Genomic DNA, 19,182 nt, shown 5'->3' with positions numbered 1-19,182 from the left:
CTATAGGTGACTTACCAGGTTTGTTGGACTGCTGGCGGTGAGAGATAAATGGCTCTACAGATAGTCGGTGAGTTATTGGCGTTGTTAGTCATCTAAGGAGCAGTCGCTTTCGCCCGTTTTATTGCGCACAAGGCCAACTGAAGGCCAGGCTGCAACTGTTGATCATTGATGACCGTCATGGAGCAACGTCTACTGTGATCATCAGCCAGCTACGAACGGACCAGTGGTATAGCAGTATCGGCGACAATATCCTTGCTGATGCTATTCCGGATCGTCTGACGCATAACCGCTCATCGACTGCAACCGAAAGGTGAATCTATGCGAAAGTGAACCAGCCTGTTGACTCAAGCCGAATAAATCAAGTAAAAAACAACTCGTGATGCGTTGGAGGAATTCGTGTTCACACTGAGCCAGAGCCAGTATTCAATTTCGCCGGAATATACAAATAGTCTGGCGAAAATTTCTCCTTTCGAACAGGAGGGTATTGCAGTTTGTTTCGGTTCTGGTGGAAAAGCTTGCTGACTTACGAATGCTTTGACGTTATACAAACGTCCGCCAGGATTTTCCTCTTTTCTGAAAGGTAGCTATTATTTGTGGTGTAATGCTTATAAGATAATTGCACCGAAATGAAACATTTTGGTGCACCATCGACAGCTCAAAAAACCATTTAACTTTATGTTTATTAAGTGACGTTTATTGAAATATGTGGCAATTTTCAGCAAAACTAAATGGTGCCGGGAGGGGGAATCGAACCCCCATGATGTCACCATCGCGGGATTTTGAGTCCCGTGCGTCTACCAATTCCGCCATCCCGGCTTATAAGAATAGCCGCGCAATTATCACTGAAAATGGTTATTTCAGCAACCAATACCTGCTCCAACGCGCGGAAGGTTTTTGCCTGTTATCATAGCAAAACCGATTTTTGGTTTATTTCTGAAGAACTGTAAACTGTAATATGCAAACACAGGTATTCGTTGATCGCCGTCACCGGCTATTGTCTCAAATGAAGCAGGGTGTTGCCATCATTGCCACTGCGCCAGAAAAAATTCGTAACCGGGATGTAGGCTACCCTTACCGTTTCGATAGCTATTTTTATTATCTGACGGGATTTCGTGAACCTGAAGCCGTACTGGTGCTGATTAATGGTGGCGACGATACCGATACGCGCCAGATTCTCCTTTGCCGTGACAAGGATACGGAGCGCGAGCTGTGGGAAGGTTTCCGGCACGGTTTAGCAGTCGCTCGCGCACAGTATCAGTTTGATGAGTCGTATGCCATCAATCGCCTTGATGAATTGATGCCGGATTTTCTGGCTAATCAGCCAGTAATATTTTATGCGTTAGGACACGAAGCTGCCTGGGACCAGCGTGTGGTTGGCTGGATCAATCAGGTGCGCACACAGGCAAGAAAAGGGGTGGCTGCGCCATCTGAAATTCAGGATATACGTTCCTTGTTGGACGAAATGCGTCTGATCAAGGATGAAAGTGAGCTGACGCTGATGCGCGCGGCAGCAAAAATTTCTACGGATGCACATAAACGCGCCATGCAGGCAACGCTGCCCGGTAAATATGAATACGAGATCGAAGCGGAACTGCTGTACGATTTTCGTCGACAAGGTGCGCAATCGGTTGCCTATTCATCTATTGTTGCCGGGGGTGCCAATGCCTGTGTGTTGCACTATGTTGACAATAACGCCCGCTTGCAATCGGGTGATTTGCTGCTGATCGATGCCGGTTGCGAACTGGACGGCTATGCAGCCGATATCACTCGTACATTTCCGGTCAATGGTCAATATACTGCTGTGCAGCGTGATGTTTACGAGCTGGTTTTGGCTTCTCAGGTTGCGGCAATTGATCAGGTTAAACCCGAAAACGACTGGGATGCCCCGCATCAGGCAGCCTTACGCATTTTATGCCAGGGTTTTCTGGATCTGGGGTTGTGTCAAGGCAGCGTGGATGGCGTGATTGAGACGCAAGATTACAAGCGCTTCTATATGCATCGCACCGGCCACTGGCTGGGGCTGGATGTGCATGATGCCGGTGAATACAAGCAGGATGGCCAGTGGCGAGGACTGATTCCCGGCATGACGCTGACGATTGAACCCGGTTGTTATATCCGTCCAGCGGAAAATGTGCCCGAACATTTCTGGAATATTGGTATCAGAATTGAAGACGATGTGGCTGTCACAGCCAGCGGCTGCGAAATTCTTACCCAGGCGGCGCCCAAAAGCGTGGCCGCAATAGAGGAGTTGATGCGATGCAGGACGATTATCGGAAAATAATTATCAAGCGGGTCATTCATGAACAACAAAATGGTATGAATGGAGATAATCCATTTAAAACTTCCCCGGTCAATCGCTGGGTATTTTATTTGACACTGATTCCGGTTGTAATCGTGGTCATGGTGCTGGGCGCATTCTTTTTTTCGGTGGTGCTGGCATTGTTCGTGGCGGTTGCAACTGTCATTGGTGCCAGAATATGGTGGCTGCGGCGTAAGTTACGTCGTGCAATGAGTGAAACCGCAGAATCTACTAATGGCGGAATCATTGAGGACGCGCAGATTATAGATGAAGTCAAGCGCAGCGATCAGACCCGTTATCGAGATTGATGGTCTCGCCAGGCCAGATTAAACCAGCGGAATCTTGTCCCATTGCCAGTGGAGTCTTGCCCATTGCCAGAATGTTTCGATATTATCTCGTGGTGCATTGGATACGTCTTGCCCGAGAAATGCCAGCGCTGCGAGCAATGTAGGTAGTGGGTCTGCGGCGGAAACAGGAAAAGCGTGAGTTCGCTTGCTCAGTTTTTTTCCCTGTGAATCGAGTGCCAGTGGCAGATGGCAGTATGTCGGTGTGACGTAGCCCAGTAACTGCTGTAAATAGCGCTGGCGGAAAGTGGAAAACAGTAAATCAGTGCCACGCACGACATGGGTGACTCTTTGCCATGCATCATCCACCGCGACTGCCAGCTGGTACGTGAAAATTCCATCGCTACGGCACAATACAAAATCACCCAGCTCGTTTGGCAGATCGAGCTGCAGCTGTCCGCGCAGTAGATCATGGAATTGAATGATTTGCTCTCGAGTATGTATTCGCCAGGCGAAGCAGTGGTTGCTGGTGTCTGTTTCGTTAATCCCCGTCTGGCGGCAGGTGCCCGGATAAATGAAACCATCCTGGCCTGGGCGGCCATGGGCTGCAATCTGCTGGCGCGAGCATGTACATGGATACAGCCAGTCTTTTTGCTGTAGATTATCTAATGTTTCCTGGTAGGCGGCAGTACGCTTACTTTGATAGACCACAGTCTCATCCCAATACAACCCGAATGCTTCGAGTGTACGTAAAATATCGTCTGCCGCACCCTTAATCACGCGCGGTGTGTCCACATCCTCGATTCGCACCAGCCATTTTCCCTGATGTGACTTGGCTTCCAGATAGCTGCCGACTGCAGTTACCAGCGAGCCGAAATGTAATGGTCCGGTAGGTGAGGGGGCAAATCTGCCACGATAAGCGTTGTTTCGACTCATGTGGTCGTGCTGATGTGATTGTTATTTTGTCGGCAATGGCGCACAGATATGCTGACACATCAGGTTGTGAAGTGAGGGAACTTAAGCGATAATACACCCTTTTGCCAGCTAATTGTTTGTTGGGCGGTTTCGGTGTCTGGCTGTTTTTAGGAAAATTTAAGGACGAGGGGTGATGGTAAATGAGTGAAGCATTTAGGGATTTTAATCCGCCAGTATTCAAGAAGTTAACAAGTGCCATTCGTGCGCTTGCGATGGATGCAGTACAAAAAGCCAATTCTGGCCATCCCGGTATGCCGATGGGGATGGCAGAGATTGCTGAAGTGCTATGGATTCATCATTTACGTCATAATCCTGTCAACCCTGAGTGGTACGATCGTGACCGATTTGTCCTGTCCAACGGTCACGGTTCGATGCTGTTATATGCATTGTTACATCTCACTGGTTATAATGTTTCCATTGAGGATATCAAGAATTTTCGCCAATTGCATTCCAAAACGCCGGGTCATCCAGAATATGGCTACACTCCGGGCGTAGAAACCACTACCGGGCCGCTCGGCCAGGGAATTACCAATGCGGTAGGCATGGCGTTGGCTGAAAAAATACTGGCTGCGGAATTCAATCGTCCGGGTTTCGAAATCGTTAATCACCATACCTATGTCTTTCTGGGCGATGGCTGCTTGATGGAGGGCATTTCGCATGAGGCGTGTTCTCTGGCTGGTACGTTAAAGTTGGGTAAATTGATTTGTTTCTATGATGATAATGGCATCTCTATCGATGGGCACGTTGAAGGATGGTTCACCGATGATACCCCTAAACGATTTGAAGCATACGGCTGGCACGTTATACCGAATGTAGACGGGCATGATGCGGTAGCAATTGAGGCGGCAATCGAAGCGGCTAAAAAAATACAGGATAAACCGAGCATGATTTGTTGCAAAACTGTCATTGGTCTGGGCTCTCCGAATAAAGCCAATACGCATGATGTGCATGGCGCAGCTTTGGGTGATGAAGAAATTGCTGCAACACGCCCGCATATTGGTTGGCATTACCTGCCTTTTGAAATTCCACAGGATGTTTATGATGCTTGGAATGCACATGCCAAGGGGCAAGCACTGGAGAATGCCTGGAATGAGCGTTTTGCAGAATATGCTCAGAAATACCCCGCAGAAGCGGCAGAATTCAACCGCCGTATGTGCGGAGATTTGCCTGCTGGATGGGTAGATCATGCCGACAGCGTCATTAGTCAGATTAATGCCAAGGCAGAAACAATCGCTACGCGCAAAGCTTCACAAAACGCAATTGAAGCATTAGCACCGATCCTGCCAGATCTTGTCGGTGGATCGGCCGATTTGGCAGGATCGAATCTGACCAAGTGGTCAGGTTCAAAGGGCATCGCGGGCGACTCTGCTGCTGGAAACTATATTTATTACGGTGTTCGTGAGTTCGGTATGAGTGCCATCATGAATGGCTTGTCCCTGCACGGTGGGATTATTCCTTATGGTGGAACATTTCTGATGTTCTCCGAATATGCACGCAATGCCCTGCGTATGGCCGCATTAATGAAAATTCGTAACATTTTTGTGTATACGCATGATTCCATCGGCTTGGGAGAAGATGGGCCAACGCATCAGCCCGTTGAGCAAACCGCGACTTTGCGTCTGATTCCTAATATGGATGTGTGGCGCCCCTGCGATACGGTTGAATCAACAGTCGCATGGGTGCGGGCCATTGAGCGGCGAGAGGGGCCAAGTTCGCTTATTTTCAGTCGTCAGAATCTGGCTTTTCAGGAACGTGATGCGATGACGATCGGCCTGATCTCCAAGGGAGGATATATTCTGTCGGAAGCTGTGAATGGTAAACCACAAGCTATCATTATCGCTACTGGTTCTGAAGTCGGGTTAGCCAGGGCAGCTCAAAAAGAACTGGCAAAAGAAAATATTGCGGTTCGAGTTGTATCCATGCCTTGCACCAACGTGTTTGATCGGCAGGATCGTGCCTACCAAGAAAGTGTGCTGCCTAAAGGAATCCGGTGCGTTGCGGTTGAAGCGGGAGTAACAGATGGTTGGTATAAATATGTTGGTCTTGATGGCGAGATTGTCGGCATGAATACATTCGGTGAATCTGCTCCGGCCAATAAGTTATTCGAGCATTTCGGCTTCACAATCGGTAATGTCGTCAATGCGGTAAAAAAGGTTTTGTAACAATAGCAAGATTTTTATCAATTACAAATGGTGTTTGCTTAAGGAGGCAGTGGCATGACAATTAAAGTTGGTATCAATGGTTTTGGTCGTATCGGTCGTATGGTATTCCGTGCATCAGTTGAAAAATTTGATGATATTGATGTGGTTGCGATCAATGATCTGCTAGAGCCTGATTACCTTGCTTATATGTTGACCCATGATTCGGTACATGGTCGTTTCAAAGGAGAAGTGTCGGTCGATGGCAACCATCTGGTGGTCAATGGAAAAAAAATCCGGCTGACTGCTATCAAAGATCCTGCTGAATTAAAATGGAACGAGGCGGGTGCTGATGTCGTTGTGGAGTCAACAGGATTGTTTCTAACTAAGGAGCAATGCGAGAAACATCTTCAGGCTGGTGCCAAAAAAGTGGTAATGACAGCGCCTTCGAAAGACGATACCCCGATGTATGTGTATGGAGTAAATGATAAAACTTATGATGGCGAGGCCATCATTTCCAATGCATCGTGTACTACCAATTGCCTTGCGCCAATCGCCAAGGTACTGAATGACACCTGGGGTATCAAACGTGGGTTGATGACAACCGTCCATGCTGCTACGGCTACCCAAAAAACGGTTGATGGTCCATCCAACAAGGATTGGCGAGGTGGACGCGGCATTTTGGAAAACATTATTCCATCTTCGACCGGTGCGGCCAAAGCGGTAGGAGTGGTGATTCCAGAGTTGAATAAAAAATTGACCGGCATGGCTTTTCGGGTGCCAACCTCTGATGTCTCTGTGGTTGATCTGACCGTTGAATTGGATAAAGATGCCTCTTACGAAGACATTTGTAATGCGATGAAATCTGCGTCGACAGGTGCTATGAAAGGCGTTCTGGGCTATACGGATCAGAAGGTTGTTTCTACAGATTTTCGCGGTGAAAGCTGTACTTCGGTTTTTGATGCGGAAGCGGGTATACAGCTGGATAAAAATTTTGTAAAAGTGGTTGCCTGGTACGATAACGAGTGGGGTTATTCCTGCAAAGTTCTGGAAATGGTCAGGGTTGTCGCTGGCCGTGACTGATCTGCAATCATAAATAAAAGACTACATAATTAGTTTTAGCGAAATATAGCGGCGAGCCGGTATCAGTTTCGGTTGATTCGCTGGCTGTTTTCTGCAATTTTTATATTCATGGAGTAAATGTGTCTGTTATCAAGCTCGTCGATCTGGATCTTAACAATAAACGTGTTTTTATTCGTGCTGATCTCAATGTGCCGATCAAGGATGGCAAAGTGACATCGGATGCGCGTATTGCTGCTTCCATGGCCACGATCAATCATTGTTTGAAGCAAGGCGCAAGAGTAATGGTTACGTCACATCTTGGCCGACCTGAGGAAGGTGTTTGGTCAGTGGAAAATTCACTGCACCCAGTGGCGGACGACATCAGTAACCGCCTAGGTAAGCCAGTGCGGTTAATCCGTGATTGGGTGGCGGGCGGATTTGATGTTGCACCTGGTGAGCTGGTTGTGTTGGAAAATTGCCGTATCAATATTGGTGAAAAAGGTAATCAGGATGAAACAGCGCAAAAGTATGCTGCCCTGTGTGATGTTTTTGTGATGGACGCATTCGGAACAGCACATCGCGCAGAGGCTTCTACCCATGGTATCGCTAAGTTTGCGACAGTTGCTTGTGCTGGAATTTTGCTTACGGAAGAGCTGGAAGCGCTGACCAAAGCACTGCATGAGCCAGCAAGACCGATGGTTGCCATTGTTGGAGGATCGAAAGTTTCGACCAAACTGACAGTGCTGGAATCGCTCGCTGAAAAAGTTGATCAGCTGGTGGTCGGTGGCGGCATCGCAAATACCTTTCTGAGAGCGGCAGGAAATAATGTAGGAAAATCCTTGTGTGAAGATGATCTGGTGCCAGTGGCTAAAGCCTTGATGTCAAAAATGACGGAACGCAATGCTTCTATTCCGATCGCAGTGGATGTCGTGGTGGGGAAAAAATTTGCTGCGGATGAGCCCGCTATTTTGAAGGATGCCGATGCTGTCATCGATGATGATATGATTTTCGATATTGGTCCCAAAAGTGCCGAAACGCTGGTTAAAATCATCAAAGAAGCTGGAACAGTTGTCTGGAATGGGCCGGTAGGCGTGTTTGAATTTGATCAATTTGGCGAGGGAACACGTGCAATCGCGATGGCCATTGCGGAAACTAAAGCGTTTACCTTGGCGGGCGGTGGAGATACGATTGCAGCCATACAAAAATACGGTATCTATGACAAGGTATCCTATATTTCGACAGCCGGAGGAGCGTTCCTTGAGTTTCTGGAGGGTAAAACATTGCCTGCAGTCGAAATTCTTGAGTCACGCGCGAGTTGAAAACAACAGAGACGCTGATCCAATTCAGTCAATACTACCTATTATCCTGTTTCCGGTTGGTGCAGGATTTTTCTAAGAAATTATTTGCTCTGAAGTGATGCGAAGAACCAAAATTGTTGCAACCTTGGGACCAGCATCCAGTAGTCCAGCAACGCTTGCACATATGCTGGAAGCAGGTGTTGATGTGGTCCGTATCAATTTCTCACATGGTACGCGAGATCAACATATTGCCCATGTCGAGCAGGTTCGCTCACTTGCTCGTTCAGTTGGCAGAACAGTAGGGGTGTTGGCCGATCTGCAAGGTCCAAAAATCCGTATTGGAAAATTTCATCAAGGACAGATTGCCCTGAGAACTGGCGATGAATTTATCCTGGATGCCCAGTGTGAATTGGGAGATCAGCTAAAAGTAGGGCTGGACTATCAAGCGTTGCCAGGTGATGTTGAGGCAGGTGCCACATTGTTGCTGGATGATGGACGAATCGTCCTGAAAGTAATCAGGGTGGTGGGTAGTGCGGTATTCTGCGAAGTGCTTCAAGGTGGAATACTGTCCAATAATAAGGGCATTAACCGCAAAGGTGGTGGACTAAGTGCCCCGGCGTTGACCCAGAAGGATCTGGAGGATATCAAAACGGCTGCCTTGATGAAGGCGGATTATCTGGCAGTATCGTTTCCGCGTTCCGGTGACGATATGAGAAAGGCGCGTGCCCTGATGCAGGAAGCAAATTGTACAAGCCTGCTGATGGCAAAGATCGAACGGTCGGAGGCCATTCTTGCGCTGGATGATATTCTCGATGCATCCGATGCGATTATGGTCGCTCGTGGCGATCTGGCCGTGGAAGTAGGCGATGCTGCGGTCCCTGCATTACAGAAAAAAATGATACGTGCCGCACGTGCCGCTAATAAACTGGTAGTGACGGCAACACAGATGATGGAATCGATGATTTACAGTCCGATCCCAACACGTGCCGAAGTATCTGATGTGGCCAATGCTGTCCTGGATGGTACAGATGCCGTGATGTTGTCGGCGGAATCGGCCGCAGGCCAATTTCCGGTCGAATCTGTTGCGGCCATGGCCAGAGTCTGCCTGGAAGCAGAAAAGGAATACACTGTTAATCTGAATTTTCGCCGCTCCCCCGAAACGGACGCAGTTAGTGTGGAAGACGCAATTGCTCGCGCAACTATGTATACCGCGACCAGTCTCAAGATTCGTGCTATCGCTGCGTTGACCCAGAGTGGTGTGACAGCGTTGTTTATGTCTCGCAGGAGTTCCAAGGTACCCATTTTTGCGCTGAGCCCGCAAGAGGATACATTAGGTAAAATGACTCTGTTTCGTGGCGTTTATCCAATTGAGTTTGGTCACGGTCTAACCGATCCTGAACTGATCCTGGATCAAGCAGAGAATGAATTGCTTAAACGAGGAGCGGTACGAGACGGGGATTTAATTGTGATGACGATTGGAGAACCAGTTGGTAAGGCAGGCGGAACTAATACTATGAAAATAGTCAAGGTTGGCGATTGCAAAATTCCTGTTCAGGTAAAAACAGGTAATAATTAACCAAATCATTTAGTAGTTTTTATTTATAGCTGCAATTTTTTATCATCTGTCAGTACATAATCAAGATACTGAAACTTAATTCCAAACCAAAGGAGATTTGAATGGCACTCGTATCTTTGCGTCAACTGCTGGACCATGCAGCTGAAAATAGCTATGGACTTCCAGCTTTTAATGTTAATAATCTTGAACAGATTCAGGCGATCATGCAAGCAGCGGATGAATGTAACAGCCCAGTCATCATGCAGGGATCGGCTGGTGCTCGCAAATACGCGGGAGAAGCTTTTCTACGTCATCTGATCGCGGCTGCTGTCGAGGCCTATCCACATATTCCGATAGTTATGCACCAGGATCATGGCGCATCTCCATCGGTCTGTATCAACGCGATCCGCAGCGGTTTTTCCAGTGTGATGATGGACGGTTCGCTGGAAGCGGACGCCAAGACCCCTTCTTCATATGAATACAACGTAAAGGTAACTTCCACCGTAGTTGAAATGGCTCATGCAGTCGGTGTTTCAGTTGAAGGTGAGTTGGGTTGTCTGGGTTCGCTTGAATCCGGTATGGGCGAAGCCGAAGATGGGCATGGCGCTGAGGGCAAGCTATCTCTTGATCAACTGCTAACCGATCCTGAGCAGGCTGCTGATTTCGTCAAGAAAACCGGAGTGGATGCGCTGGCAATTGCTATTGGCACATCACACGGTGCTTATAAATTTACGCGTAAACCTACCGGCGATATTTTGGCAATTGAGCGTATTAAGGAGATTCATCAGCGTATTCCTAATACACATTTGGTTATGCACGGTTCAAGCTCGGTTCCTCAGGAATGGCTGGAAATTATCCGTGAGTATGGCGGAGAGATGAAAGAAACCTATGGTGTGCCGGTCGAAGAAATCCAGGAAGGTATCAAATATGGCGTCCGTAAGGTGAATATCGATACCGATATCCGCTTGGCAATGACGGGTGCAGTCCGCCGCCATCTGGCCAAAAATAAGAGCGAATTTGATCCGCGTAAATTCCTAAAAGATGCGACAGCAGCTGCCAAAGATATCTGTAAGGCGCGTTTTGAAGCATTTGGATGCGCAGGACAGGCGAGTAAGATCAAGCCTATTATGCTGGAAGAGATGGCTAATCGCTACCTGCGTGGAGAATTAAAAGCCATTATTAAATAATCGCTAATTTACGCAGATAAAATCTGTATTCCTGATTTGGAAATACCGGGATATGTTTCAAGATGGTATCCGGTATTTCCAAATAAGCTAAACTCCGCTACACGACAGACACGTCGCTACGTCATTTTTTCCCAGAAAGACTTTAGAAAAATAAATTGGTTTCAGCAGATCGCCTGATTTGAGTTCGATTTCGATGATTATCTCTTGCACCGGCCAGCGATAATTTTGTCATGATCCAGGCAAAACTCAATGGTGCATCTTTGACTGGCCGCAATAATTGTATTTGGCGCGTGAACTGAGTAACAAATACAGGTTGCAGCATGGTACGCAGATCAGAGTTTCTGAATAAATCAGAATGAGCATGTTTCAGTAGAATTTCCCATTCGTCATGCTGATGCAGTTCGACCGTGATCTACCCGCCGCTTTTGATTGTCTACAACCTGCTTCAGGCAGTGACGGCGCAGCACAAACTTCAGCTCCAGTTCCTGCGCCATCCGTTTATTTTATAGAGACTCCTGCTTGACTGCCGCCAGCTTTTCCAGCAAGGCATCCTGAGCGCTAAATTGGCGGTTACGCCTTGAGATTTTACGTTTGTAGTAGCCCTCCCCATTCATTTCCCATGCTTGAGTATTATCTCGCAAGTAGGGTTTCAAACCTTCCGTGATGACTCGTTTTTTCAGACGCGGATCGAGTATTGGGAAGCAGACTTCTACCCGGCGAAAGAAATTGCGGTCCATCCAGTCAGCACTGGCAAGATAAATGTGATGCCGGTTGATATTCAGGAAGTAAAAAATACGGGAGTGTTCCAGAAAACGACCAATAATCGAACGCACGCGTATATTGTCGGACAAGCCAGGAACATTGGGACGTAGTGCGCAGGCACCACGCACGATCAGATTGATTTTGACGCCGGCGCCGGATGCGGCATACAGTGCTTGAATGACTGCCGGTTCCAGCAATGCATTCATTTTAGCGATGATGGCAGCAGGTTTTCCATTGCGCGCATTTTCCGCTTCTTGGTTGATGTGATGAAGAATTTGATTATGTAGGCTGAAAGGAGATTGCCAGAGATGTTTCAACTTGCTCGCTTTCCCCAATCCGGTCAGTTGGAGAAAAACCTCATTAATATCCGCACAGATTTCTTCGTGACTCGTTAGCAACCCAAAGTCAGTATAAAGGCGGGCGGTGCCGGGGTGATAATTGCCGGTACCAAGATGTGCATAGCGTTTCAGCTGACCGGATTCACGCCGGATAACCATGGCCATCTTGCAGTGAGTCTTATAACCAACAATGCCATAGACGACATGAGCTCCGGCTTCTTCGAGTCGTCCAGCCCAGTTGATGTTGGCTTCTTCATCGAATCGTGCTAATAGTTCTACTATTACGGTGACTTCCTTGCCGACGCTGGCAGCGGAGATCAAAGCTTCCATCAGCGTGGAATCGGGACCGGTGCGATATACGGTCTGCTTGATTGCCACAACGTCTGGGTCAATCGATGCCTGCTTGATGAATTCAATAACGGGTTGAAAGCTCTGAAAGGGGTGATGCAGCAGAATATCGCTCTTGCGTACCATCTGCAAAAAATCGAGGTTCTTTTTTTTCTGGGTCGAGAAAGGAAGTCCGGGAATGAAGCGGGGGAATTTCAGATTAGGACGATCGATGATATCGAAAATCTGAGTAAGCCGCACTAAGTTGACCGGACCATGCACCTGATATAGATCTTCCTTTTTCAGGCAGAACTGGTTGAGCAGAAATTCTGTCATGGCTGGCGAGCAATTATCTGCGATTTCCAGTCTTACCGCGTTACCGAGATGGCGTTGTGGAAGCTCGCCTTGCAACGCAATGCGCAAATTCTTGATTTCTTCTTCATCGACAAACAGATTGCTGTTGCGGGTTACTCGAAATTGATAGCAGCCGACCACTTGCATGCCAGAAAAAAGTTCATCTACATGCGCATGGATAATGGATGACAGAAATACAAAGCTGTATTCGTCTCGTCCAATTTCTTTAGGCAACCGGATGACACGAGGTAAAATACGAGGCGCCTGCACAATTGCCGTCCCCGAATTACGGCCAAAGGCATCCTTGCCCTCCAATGCCACAGCAAAATTCAGACTCTTATTTAAGATACGCGGAAAGGGATGAGATGGATCCAAGCCGATAGGAGTCAGCATCGGCATCAGCTCTCGCTGAAAAAACTGTTTGATCCATTCGCGCTGGTTTTCATTCCAGGTGGTGCGGCGAAGAAAATGGATGCCATGGCTGGCCAGCTCCGGCAGAATGGCCTTATTGAGAATTTTGTATTGATGTGCGACCACTTCTCTCGCACGCGCAGCAGCATGTTCAAGAGCTTGCCGAGGAGGGAGGCCATCCGGGCCGAATCCTGGTGTGTCGAGCTTGATCTGCTCTTTCAGTCCTGCGATCCGAACTTCAAAGAATTCATCAAAATTGCTGCTGATGATACAGATAAAGCGTAAGCGTTCCAGTAACGGTACATGGCTGCCTTCTGCCTGAGCGAGAACGCGGCGATTGAATTCCACCTGGCTCAGCTCTCGGTTTAAAAATAGATTGTCCGCACAAAGAGTGGGTGTGCCAGCACTGATTACACTGGATTCATTCTCGGTCATAGCGTGTTAGTTTGGCTCAAGATAGACCGATATTATTAAATTCAAATACAGCTTTATGAATTTGGTGGAACGTAACCTGTGAGTTGATCCCCCCCTTCGCCAAAAAAGTAGGCTTCCATCTGTTCGGCGAGATATTTTCGTGCCTTGATGTCCGCCAGGCTCAAATGCATTTCATTGACCAGCATGGTTTGATGCTTTATCCATTGGCTCCAAGCCTGCTTTGAGACATTATCATAAATCCGTTTGCCCAGCTCGCCCGGATAGGTCGGAAAATCCAGTCCCTCTGCTTCAATTCCTAGTTTGATACATTTAACCAGTCTGGCCATCGTGAATTCCTGAAAAAGTAGATTATTTGAGAAGGATCGGCTGAGTGCCGATTGAATCGAGTAGCACGGATGCAATTTGCCTGGCAGATTTCTCATCGGTGAAAGGACCGATTAATACCCTGTATAACCCGTTGGTTTCACGAATACGTGATAAACGGGCAATGTCCTGAAATTCCGCCTGTAATTGAGACTGAAACCGGTCGAAATAATTCTGAGCATTTTCTGATGCGCTGAATGCTGCAACCTGTAGATAAGTTGTTTCGTTATCGTCAGAATGCATTACAGTAGATGCGGGTAGCGTCTGTGGTGGGGTGACACGATTAGCGGAAGATTGGTGAGGAAGAATAATTTCAACTTCAACCGGTGCGCTGCCATCTGCCAGCATATCGAGTTTATGCGCGGCAACATAAGATAAATCGATCAATCGATTATCTATAAATGGTCCGCGATCATTAACACGTACGATGATGGATTTTCCGTTCTGTAAATGGGTAACCCTTACATAGCTTGGTATGGGCAAAGTAGGGTGAGCGGCTGTCATGGCGTACATATTGTAAATTTCTCCTGAAGCTGTATTTTTACCGTGAAAGCGCTTGCCATACCAGGATGCGGTACCACGTGTCCGGTATGGTACCAGCTTCGTCATGGGAACATAGGTTTTGCCCAAAGCGCTATAGCGTTTCATATTGGCGCTGCGCAATGGTTCTGCCTTGGGAATCGCATTGACAACTGCATCAAGATGGATGGGCGGATTGGTTTCCGGGCCATCATCAAGATAATACCCTCCTCCTCGCTTGTTGGTGTGCGATGGTTGGCTTGTGGAGGCGCCCGGCTGTTTGGAGGATTTCCCGACGATCGTGCCAGTGTTGCTGCAGCCAGTTAGATAGAAAGCGATCAGCCACAGGATAAACCAGGATGAAACAAGTCGTGGGTTATTTGAGTAAATTTTTGCGGTAGCCATATTTTCTCCTAAGTTCTAACCAGTTTGGGGTGCGTGTGAATACTCATCAAAATACCAAATCCAAACAGGATGGTGACCATTGATGTGCCTCCATAACTGATGAGTGGCAGCGGCACGCCCACTACAGGAAGAATGCCGCTAACCATACCAATATTGACAAAAATATAAGTAAAGAAGGTAAGTGTGATCGATCCTGCAACTAGACGGGTAAAGCGGGTAGGTGCTTTGGCTGTGATGACAAAACAACGCCCGATAACTACTAAGTAGAGTAATAATAACAGACCGTTACCAATCAACCCAAATTCCTCTGAAAATACCGAGAATATGAAATCTGTGCTCGGCTCTGGCAGGAAATCCAGTTGTGACTGAGTTCCTTTTTGCCATCCCTTGCCGGAAATTCCACCCGAACCGATGGCTATGCTGGACTGAATCGTGTGATAGCCCGCGCCGAGCGCATCTTGTGAGGGATCGAGCAACGTCAGTACTCTTTTTTGCTGGTAGTCATGCATGCCGAACGTCCAAAGCAAGGGCAGGCTTATGGCCAGCGTGACTGCGAGTGTCGCCATAATCCGCCAGGAAATGCCTGCCAGGAACAAGATATAGAAACCACTTGCGAGAATGAGTATGGATGTTCCCAAGTCTGGTTGACGGGCAATCAACAGTACCGGCAGCAGTAGAATGAGTGTGGCTACACCGTGATTGCGCCAGCGCAGAATCAGGCCTGTTTTATCCAGATACCATGCCATCATTAGCGGTACCGCTATTTTCAGTAGCTCTGAAGGTTGAATACGCGTGATACCCAGGTTTAGCCAGCGACGCGCACCATTATGGATTTCACCAAACAGGGCGACGCTGATTAGCAGGGCGATGCCGAGCAGATATAATGGCAGCGCAATCCGCAGGATGGTCTGTAGTGGAATATTGGCAACCATCCACATGACGGTGAGTGCGACCGCCATATTGACCAGTTGACTGGTCATCTTGGTTGTGTCGCCACCCGTTGCGCTATGGAGCACAATTAGACCGGTCAGCATCAGTAGAAAAATACCCGCCAGCAGAAAATCATCGATATAGCGGGTCAGGAAACGCCATATTTTGGATAGGTCAAAAGTAATCATGTCGTGATGTGACAGGAGGGCAATCGTTTATCTTCATTTGGCCAAAATTTCCATCGGTTCCGGCGAGATGCCGAGAAAGAAATAATCCAACACCTTGCGCGCAATGGGCGCGGCAGTGGATCCGCCGGATCCGCCGTTCTCAACCAGCACAGTCAGAACGATGCGAGGGTCTTCAGCAGGAGCGTAGGCAGTGAAAAGCGCATGGTCGCGATGGCGTTCATCCAGTTTACTGGCGACATAGCGTTCACCCTGTTTGATATTGACTACCTGAGAAGTACCAGTCTTGCCTGCAAAGCTGTAGGTGGCGCCGGCAGCCGCACGAGCACCGGTGCCGCCGGGTAGCGTCACATCCCGTAATGCCTGCTTGACAATATCCAGATACGCTTGTTTGATATTCAATTGATACCGGGTATCGACAAAATTATCCTTAATCTGGTTGTGCTGATGATCTTTGATCTGTTTGACAAAATGCGGCCGAAATGCCTTGCCATCATTGGTGATCAGCATTGTTGCAAACGTCAGTTGCAGTGGAGTGGCCAGATTGAATCCCTGGCCAATGCCGACCGAAATGGTGTCACCGGGAAACCAGCTCTGATTGAAACGTCTTCTTTTCCATTCAATGGAAGGTAATAATCCGCCAAGTTCTCCAGGAATATCGATACCGGTCAGCTGGCCAAATCCGAACTGTTTGACGAATTCGTGTATGGCAGTGATACCCAGATCGTTTGCTAGCATGTAATAGTAAGTGTCACAGGAAACAACTAACGATTTGTGCAGATCAACGTAACCATGCCCCCCGGGTTTCCAGTCACGAAAACGGTGAGAGCTACCGGGCAGGTTGAAAAATCCCTGATCCCGTATTGCGTAGCTTGGGGTGCGTTTGCCAAGCTCCAGCCCCGCCAGTGCCATGAAAGGCTTGAAAGTAGAGCCAGGTGGATATACTCCACGTAAGGCACGGTTGATCAGAGGTTTGTCAATTGATTCATTGAGCAGGCGCCAGTTGTGATGATCGATGCCATCGGTGAACAGATTGGGATCAAACCCCGGTTTACTGACAAATGCGAGTACTTCGCCATTGGTTGGATCCATGGCGATTAATGCGCCACGAAAATCTCCAAATGCCTGGATGGCAGCTTGCTGCAGACCGAGGTCGATTGTGAGAGTAAGGTCGCTGCCGGCAATAGGGGGAATACGCGACAAGGTACGAACCGGACGGCCAACGGCATCGGTTTCAACCTGCTCCACCCCGGTCATACCATGCAAGTCATTCTCATAGCTTTTCTCGATACCGGTACGTCCGATATGTAACGTTCCTCGATAGTTGTCCAGCCGACTGTTTTCACTCAGCTGTTTTAAATCCGTATCATTGATGCGGTTAATGTAACCAATGAAATGAGAGACAGATTCCCCTTTAGGATAATGTCTCAACAGGCGTGCCTTGACTTCGACACCAGAAAAACGAAAACGGTTTTCTGCAAAGCGGGCAACTTCGATATCAGTTAAACGGGATCGTATCGGGATACTCTTGAAACGGGTATTTTCCCGTCTAAGCTTTTTGAAGCGACTGTAGTCTTCCGGAGTGATGTCGATCAACGTGGCGAGCTGGCTGATGGTCGCTTCAAGGTTCTCGACCTGATCAGGAACAATCTCCAGCGTGTAGGCCGTGTAGTTTTGCGCCAATACAACGCCATTACGATCGAATATCAGCCCGCGATTTGGCGTGATTGGCGAGATACTGATGCGGTTGGCTTCGGCAAGGGTGGTGTAATGTTCACTGCGCACAACTTGCAAATAGTAGAAGCGTCCAAATAGTATGCTAAATAGCAGCAACACGAAAAACACACAGATAGCTAATCTGACATAGAAATTTCGTAACTCATGCAAACGGTTATGTAATTCAACCGGTTCATTCATAACTCATCCGGATCGATTTCCTGCTTTCTGAGACTGGTCAGCATGATGGCAACGAAAGACCATAACAACCCTCCGGACACACTTGTAAGTAGGATGCGCCAATCCGGTGAATAGGTGCCCGTCAGTGTGCCAATAAGTAGCTGTATTATTTGTGCCAGCAACAATATCCACAAGATAGCTGGAATTTGCCTGAATACGCTAAACATGCGTAGCCGTCGATAAAATAGTAGTGCAAAAAAAGTGATCAAGCAGTAGACAAGCGCATGTTGCCCCATGATACTGGTATTCACGGCGTCCATAATGATTCCGCTAACGAATGCGAGGCTCATGCCGGACTGGCGCGGTTGGTGAATGCTCCAGTAAAGTATCGTCAGCGCAACAAAATCCGGGCGGACCAGTAGGATGATATTGTCCGATACCATCAGGTTCAGCATCAGTGCTGCAACCAGACTCAGATAAATCAGTGGTCTGCTGGCAGAAAGCTGTAGTTCCTGCTCGAGCAAATCACCGTGATGGAATGTTTTGTTGCTGGTTGGTTTGATTGGCATGTGAGTCAGATATTTCAGCGGGCTGAGTAATCCCTGGCGGTAAGTCTACCAGTACCAACACATATCTATGACGGTCTACTCCCGCAACTGGTGTACAAATGATATGCGCAAATTGCATGGATTTATCATGTTCGATAAGCGTGACCCGCCCAACGGGCAGTCCAGAAGGATAAACCCCACCAATACCCGATGTTACCAGCAGATCTCCCAGTTGAATATCCGTGTTGACCGAAAAGAACTGTAATTCCAGTTCATTGTTGCGTCCGGCCCCGCTGATCACTGTGTTGATGGCATTGCGCGCAATTCGCACCGGGACCGTGTGGCCTTTGTCAGTAATTAGTGTGACTTCGGCTGTCAGGGGATAAACCTTGGTGACCTGTCCGATCACGCCGAGATTGTCAATAACGATATGTCCCTCGCGAATATCACTGGAACTACCCTTGTTCAAGATGATTTTGCGGTTGAACGGGTTGCGGGGTGTGGACATGATTTCAGCCAGGACCGTCCTGAACTGAGACTGTTCAGTGGCGCCCAGTAATGCGTGGAGATGCTGGTTCTCGACTGTCAGGGCATGCAATTGATAAAGTTTGTAACGGTTTCTGAGATGCGTCTGTCTGAGCTGTGCTATTTCTTCAATGAGACTAAGGTTTGCGAAATATTGTTCCAGTTCGTCATAAAGCTGAAAGGGAGCATAAGCTAATTTCTGTAACGGGGAAACAACCAGGCCAATAACACGTCTGAGCTCGGATACGTGATCGGTGTGCTTGTCTGCAATCATCAAAAAAACAGATAGCAGCGCATAAAGAAAGAGCCGCGCGAGCGGGCTTGGGCCGGACGCAAAAAACCGTGGCGAAGTAGACATGCAGCTAAAGCGGACTAATCATTGCTAA

At 48.0% G+C, this 19,182-nt stretch carries 16 protein-coding genes and 1 tRNA gene; 8 read left to right on the top strand and 9 right to left on the bottom strand.

Annotated features, from left to right (window positions below):
- Positions 1-74 precede the first annotated feature (74 nt).
- Positions 75-314, top strand: a complete 240-nt coding sequence (locus tag NSMM_RS16110; RefSeq protein ID WP_425412367.1) for an ATP-binding protein — start codon at positions 75-77, stop codon at positions 312-314.
- 415 nt (positions 315-729) lie between these two features.
- Here NSMM_RS16110 and NSMM_RS09595 read toward each other — a convergent pair.
- Positions 730-816, bottom strand: a tRNA-Leu gene (locus tag NSMM_RS09595).
- 139 nt (positions 817-955) lie between these two features.
- Here NSMM_RS09595 and NSMM_RS09590 point away from each other — a divergent pair.
- Together NSMM_RS09590 and NSMM_RS09585 are read left to right on the top strand one after the other, a co-directional pair.
- Positions 956-2,281 (top strand): aminopeptidase P N-terminal domain-containing protein, encoded by a 1,326-nt coding sequence (locus NSMM_RS09590; protein WP_090286926.1) that lies wholly within the window; start codon positions 956-958, stop codon positions 2,279-2,281.
- On the top strand, positions 2,257-2,607 hold the full coding sequence (locus NSMM_RS09585; RefSeq protein WP_090286924.1) for a hypothetical protein: 351 nt from the start codon (positions 2,257-2,259) through the stop codon (positions 2,605-2,607). Before NSMM_RS09590 ends, NSMM_RS09585 begins: the two co-directional genes overlap by 25 nt.
- Positions 2,608-2,625: 18 nt before the next feature.
- Here the strand turns inward: NSMM_RS09585 and gluQRS are convergent, their stop codons facing one another.
- A complete protein-coding gene (gluQRS, locus tag NSMM_RS09580; protein WP_090286922.1) occupies positions 2,626-3,519 on the bottom strand; it encodes a tRNA glutamyl-Q(34) synthetase GluQRS in 894 nt (297 codons plus the stop codon).
- A gap of 179 nt (positions 3,520-3,698) precedes the next feature.
- Between gluQRS and tkt the strand changes: the two genes are divergently transcribed.
- From tkt to fba, 5 genes are all read left to right on the top strand, one after another.
- Positions 3,699-5,720 carry a transketolase gene (gene tkt, locus NSMM_RS09575; RefSeq protein ID WP_090286920.1) on the top strand — a complete coding sequence of 674 codons (2,022 nt, stop codon included), beginning with the start codon at positions 3,699-3,701 and terminating at the stop codon, positions 5,718-5,720.
- Between the two features lie 54 nt (positions 5,721-5,774).
- Positions 5,775-6,779 carry a type I glyceraldehyde-3-phosphate dehydrogenase gene (gap, locus tag NSMM_RS09570; protein ID WP_090286919.1) on the top strand — a complete coding sequence of 335 codons (1,005 nt, stop codon included), beginning with the start codon at positions 5,775-5,777 and terminating at the stop codon, positions 6,777-6,779.
- Positions 6,780-6,898: 119 nt separating this feature from the next.
- Positions 6,899-8,077, top strand: coding sequence for a phosphoglycerate kinase (locus tag NSMM_RS09565; protein WP_090286917.1), 1,179 nt, complete (start codon positions 6,899-6,901; stop codon positions 8,075-8,077).
- 94 nt (positions 8,078-8,171) lie between these two features.
- Entirely contained in the window at positions 8,172-9,632 is a 1,461-nt protein-coding gene (gene pyk, locus NSMM_RS09560; protein WP_090286915.1) for a pyruvate kinase, read from the top strand.
- 101 nt (positions 9,633-9,733) lie between these two features.
- Entirely contained in the window at positions 9,734-10,798 is a 1,065-nt protein-coding gene (gene fba, locus NSMM_RS09555) for a class II fructose-bisphosphate aldolase (protein WP_090286913.1), read from the top strand.
- 503 nt (positions 10,799-11,301) lie between these two features.
- Here the strand turns inward: fba and ppk1 are convergent.
- From ppk1 to mreC, 7 genes are read right to left on the bottom strand one after another with little or no spacing between them, the layout of a single operon-like run.
- Complete coding sequence (gene ppk1, locus NSMM_RS09545) at positions 11,302-13,425, bottom strand: polyphosphate kinase 1 (RefSeq protein ID WP_090286909.1); 2,124 nt, start codon at positions 13,423-13,425, stop codon at positions 11,302-11,304.
- 53 nt (positions 13,426-13,478) lie between these two features.
- The gene (locus tag NSMM_RS09540; protein ID WP_090286908.1) at positions 13,479-13,751 is read right to left on the bottom strand and encodes an oxidative damage protection protein; all 273 of its coding nucleotides are present in this window, start codon (positions 13,749-13,751) and stop codon (positions 13,479-13,481) included.
- Between the two features lie 22 nt (positions 13,752-13,773).
- Entirely contained in the window at positions 13,774-14,712 is a 939-nt protein-coding gene (locus NSMM_RS09535) for a septal ring lytic transglycosylase RlpA family protein (protein WP_090286906.1), read from the bottom strand.
- An 8-nt stretch (positions 14,713-14,720) separates the two neighbouring features.
- The gene (gene rodA, locus NSMM_RS09530) at positions 14,721-15,830 is read right to left on the bottom strand and encodes a rod shape-determining protein RodA (protein ID WP_090286905.1); all 1,110 of its coding nucleotides are present in this window, start codon (positions 15,828-15,830) and stop codon (positions 14,721-14,723) included.
- Between the two features lie 33 nt (positions 15,831-15,863).
- Positions 15,864-17,744: a penicillin-binding protein 2 gene (gene mrdA, locus NSMM_RS09525; protein ID WP_090286904.1), complete on the bottom strand. Its 1,881-nt coding sequence runs from the start codon at positions 17,742-17,744 to the stop codon at positions 15,864-15,866.
- Complete coding sequence (gene mreD / locus NSMM_RS09520; RefSeq protein WP_090286903.1) at positions 17,741-18,292, bottom strand: rod shape-determining protein MreD; 552 nt, start codon at positions 18,290-18,292, stop codon at positions 17,741-17,743. Before mreD ends, mrdA begins: the two co-directional genes overlap by 4 nt.
- Positions 18,249-19,154 (bottom strand): rod shape-determining protein MreC, encoded by a 906-nt coding sequence (gene mreC / locus NSMM_RS09515; protein ID WP_090286901.1) that lies wholly within the window; start codon positions 19,152-19,154, stop codon positions 18,249-18,251. The genes mreD and mreC overlap by 44 nt, the downstream gene beginning before the upstream one ends.
- Between the last annotated feature and the right edge of the window lie 28 nt (positions 19,155-19,182).

This window comes from Nitrosomonas mobilis, from assembly GCF_900103035.1.
Taxonomy (GTDB): Bacteria; Pseudomonadota; Gammaproteobacteria; order Burkholderiales; family Nitrosomonadaceae; genus Nitrosomonas; species Nitrosomonas mobilis.
Note: the sequence above shows the minus strand (reverse complement) of the source record. Positions and strands in the feature narration are given on the sequence as shown.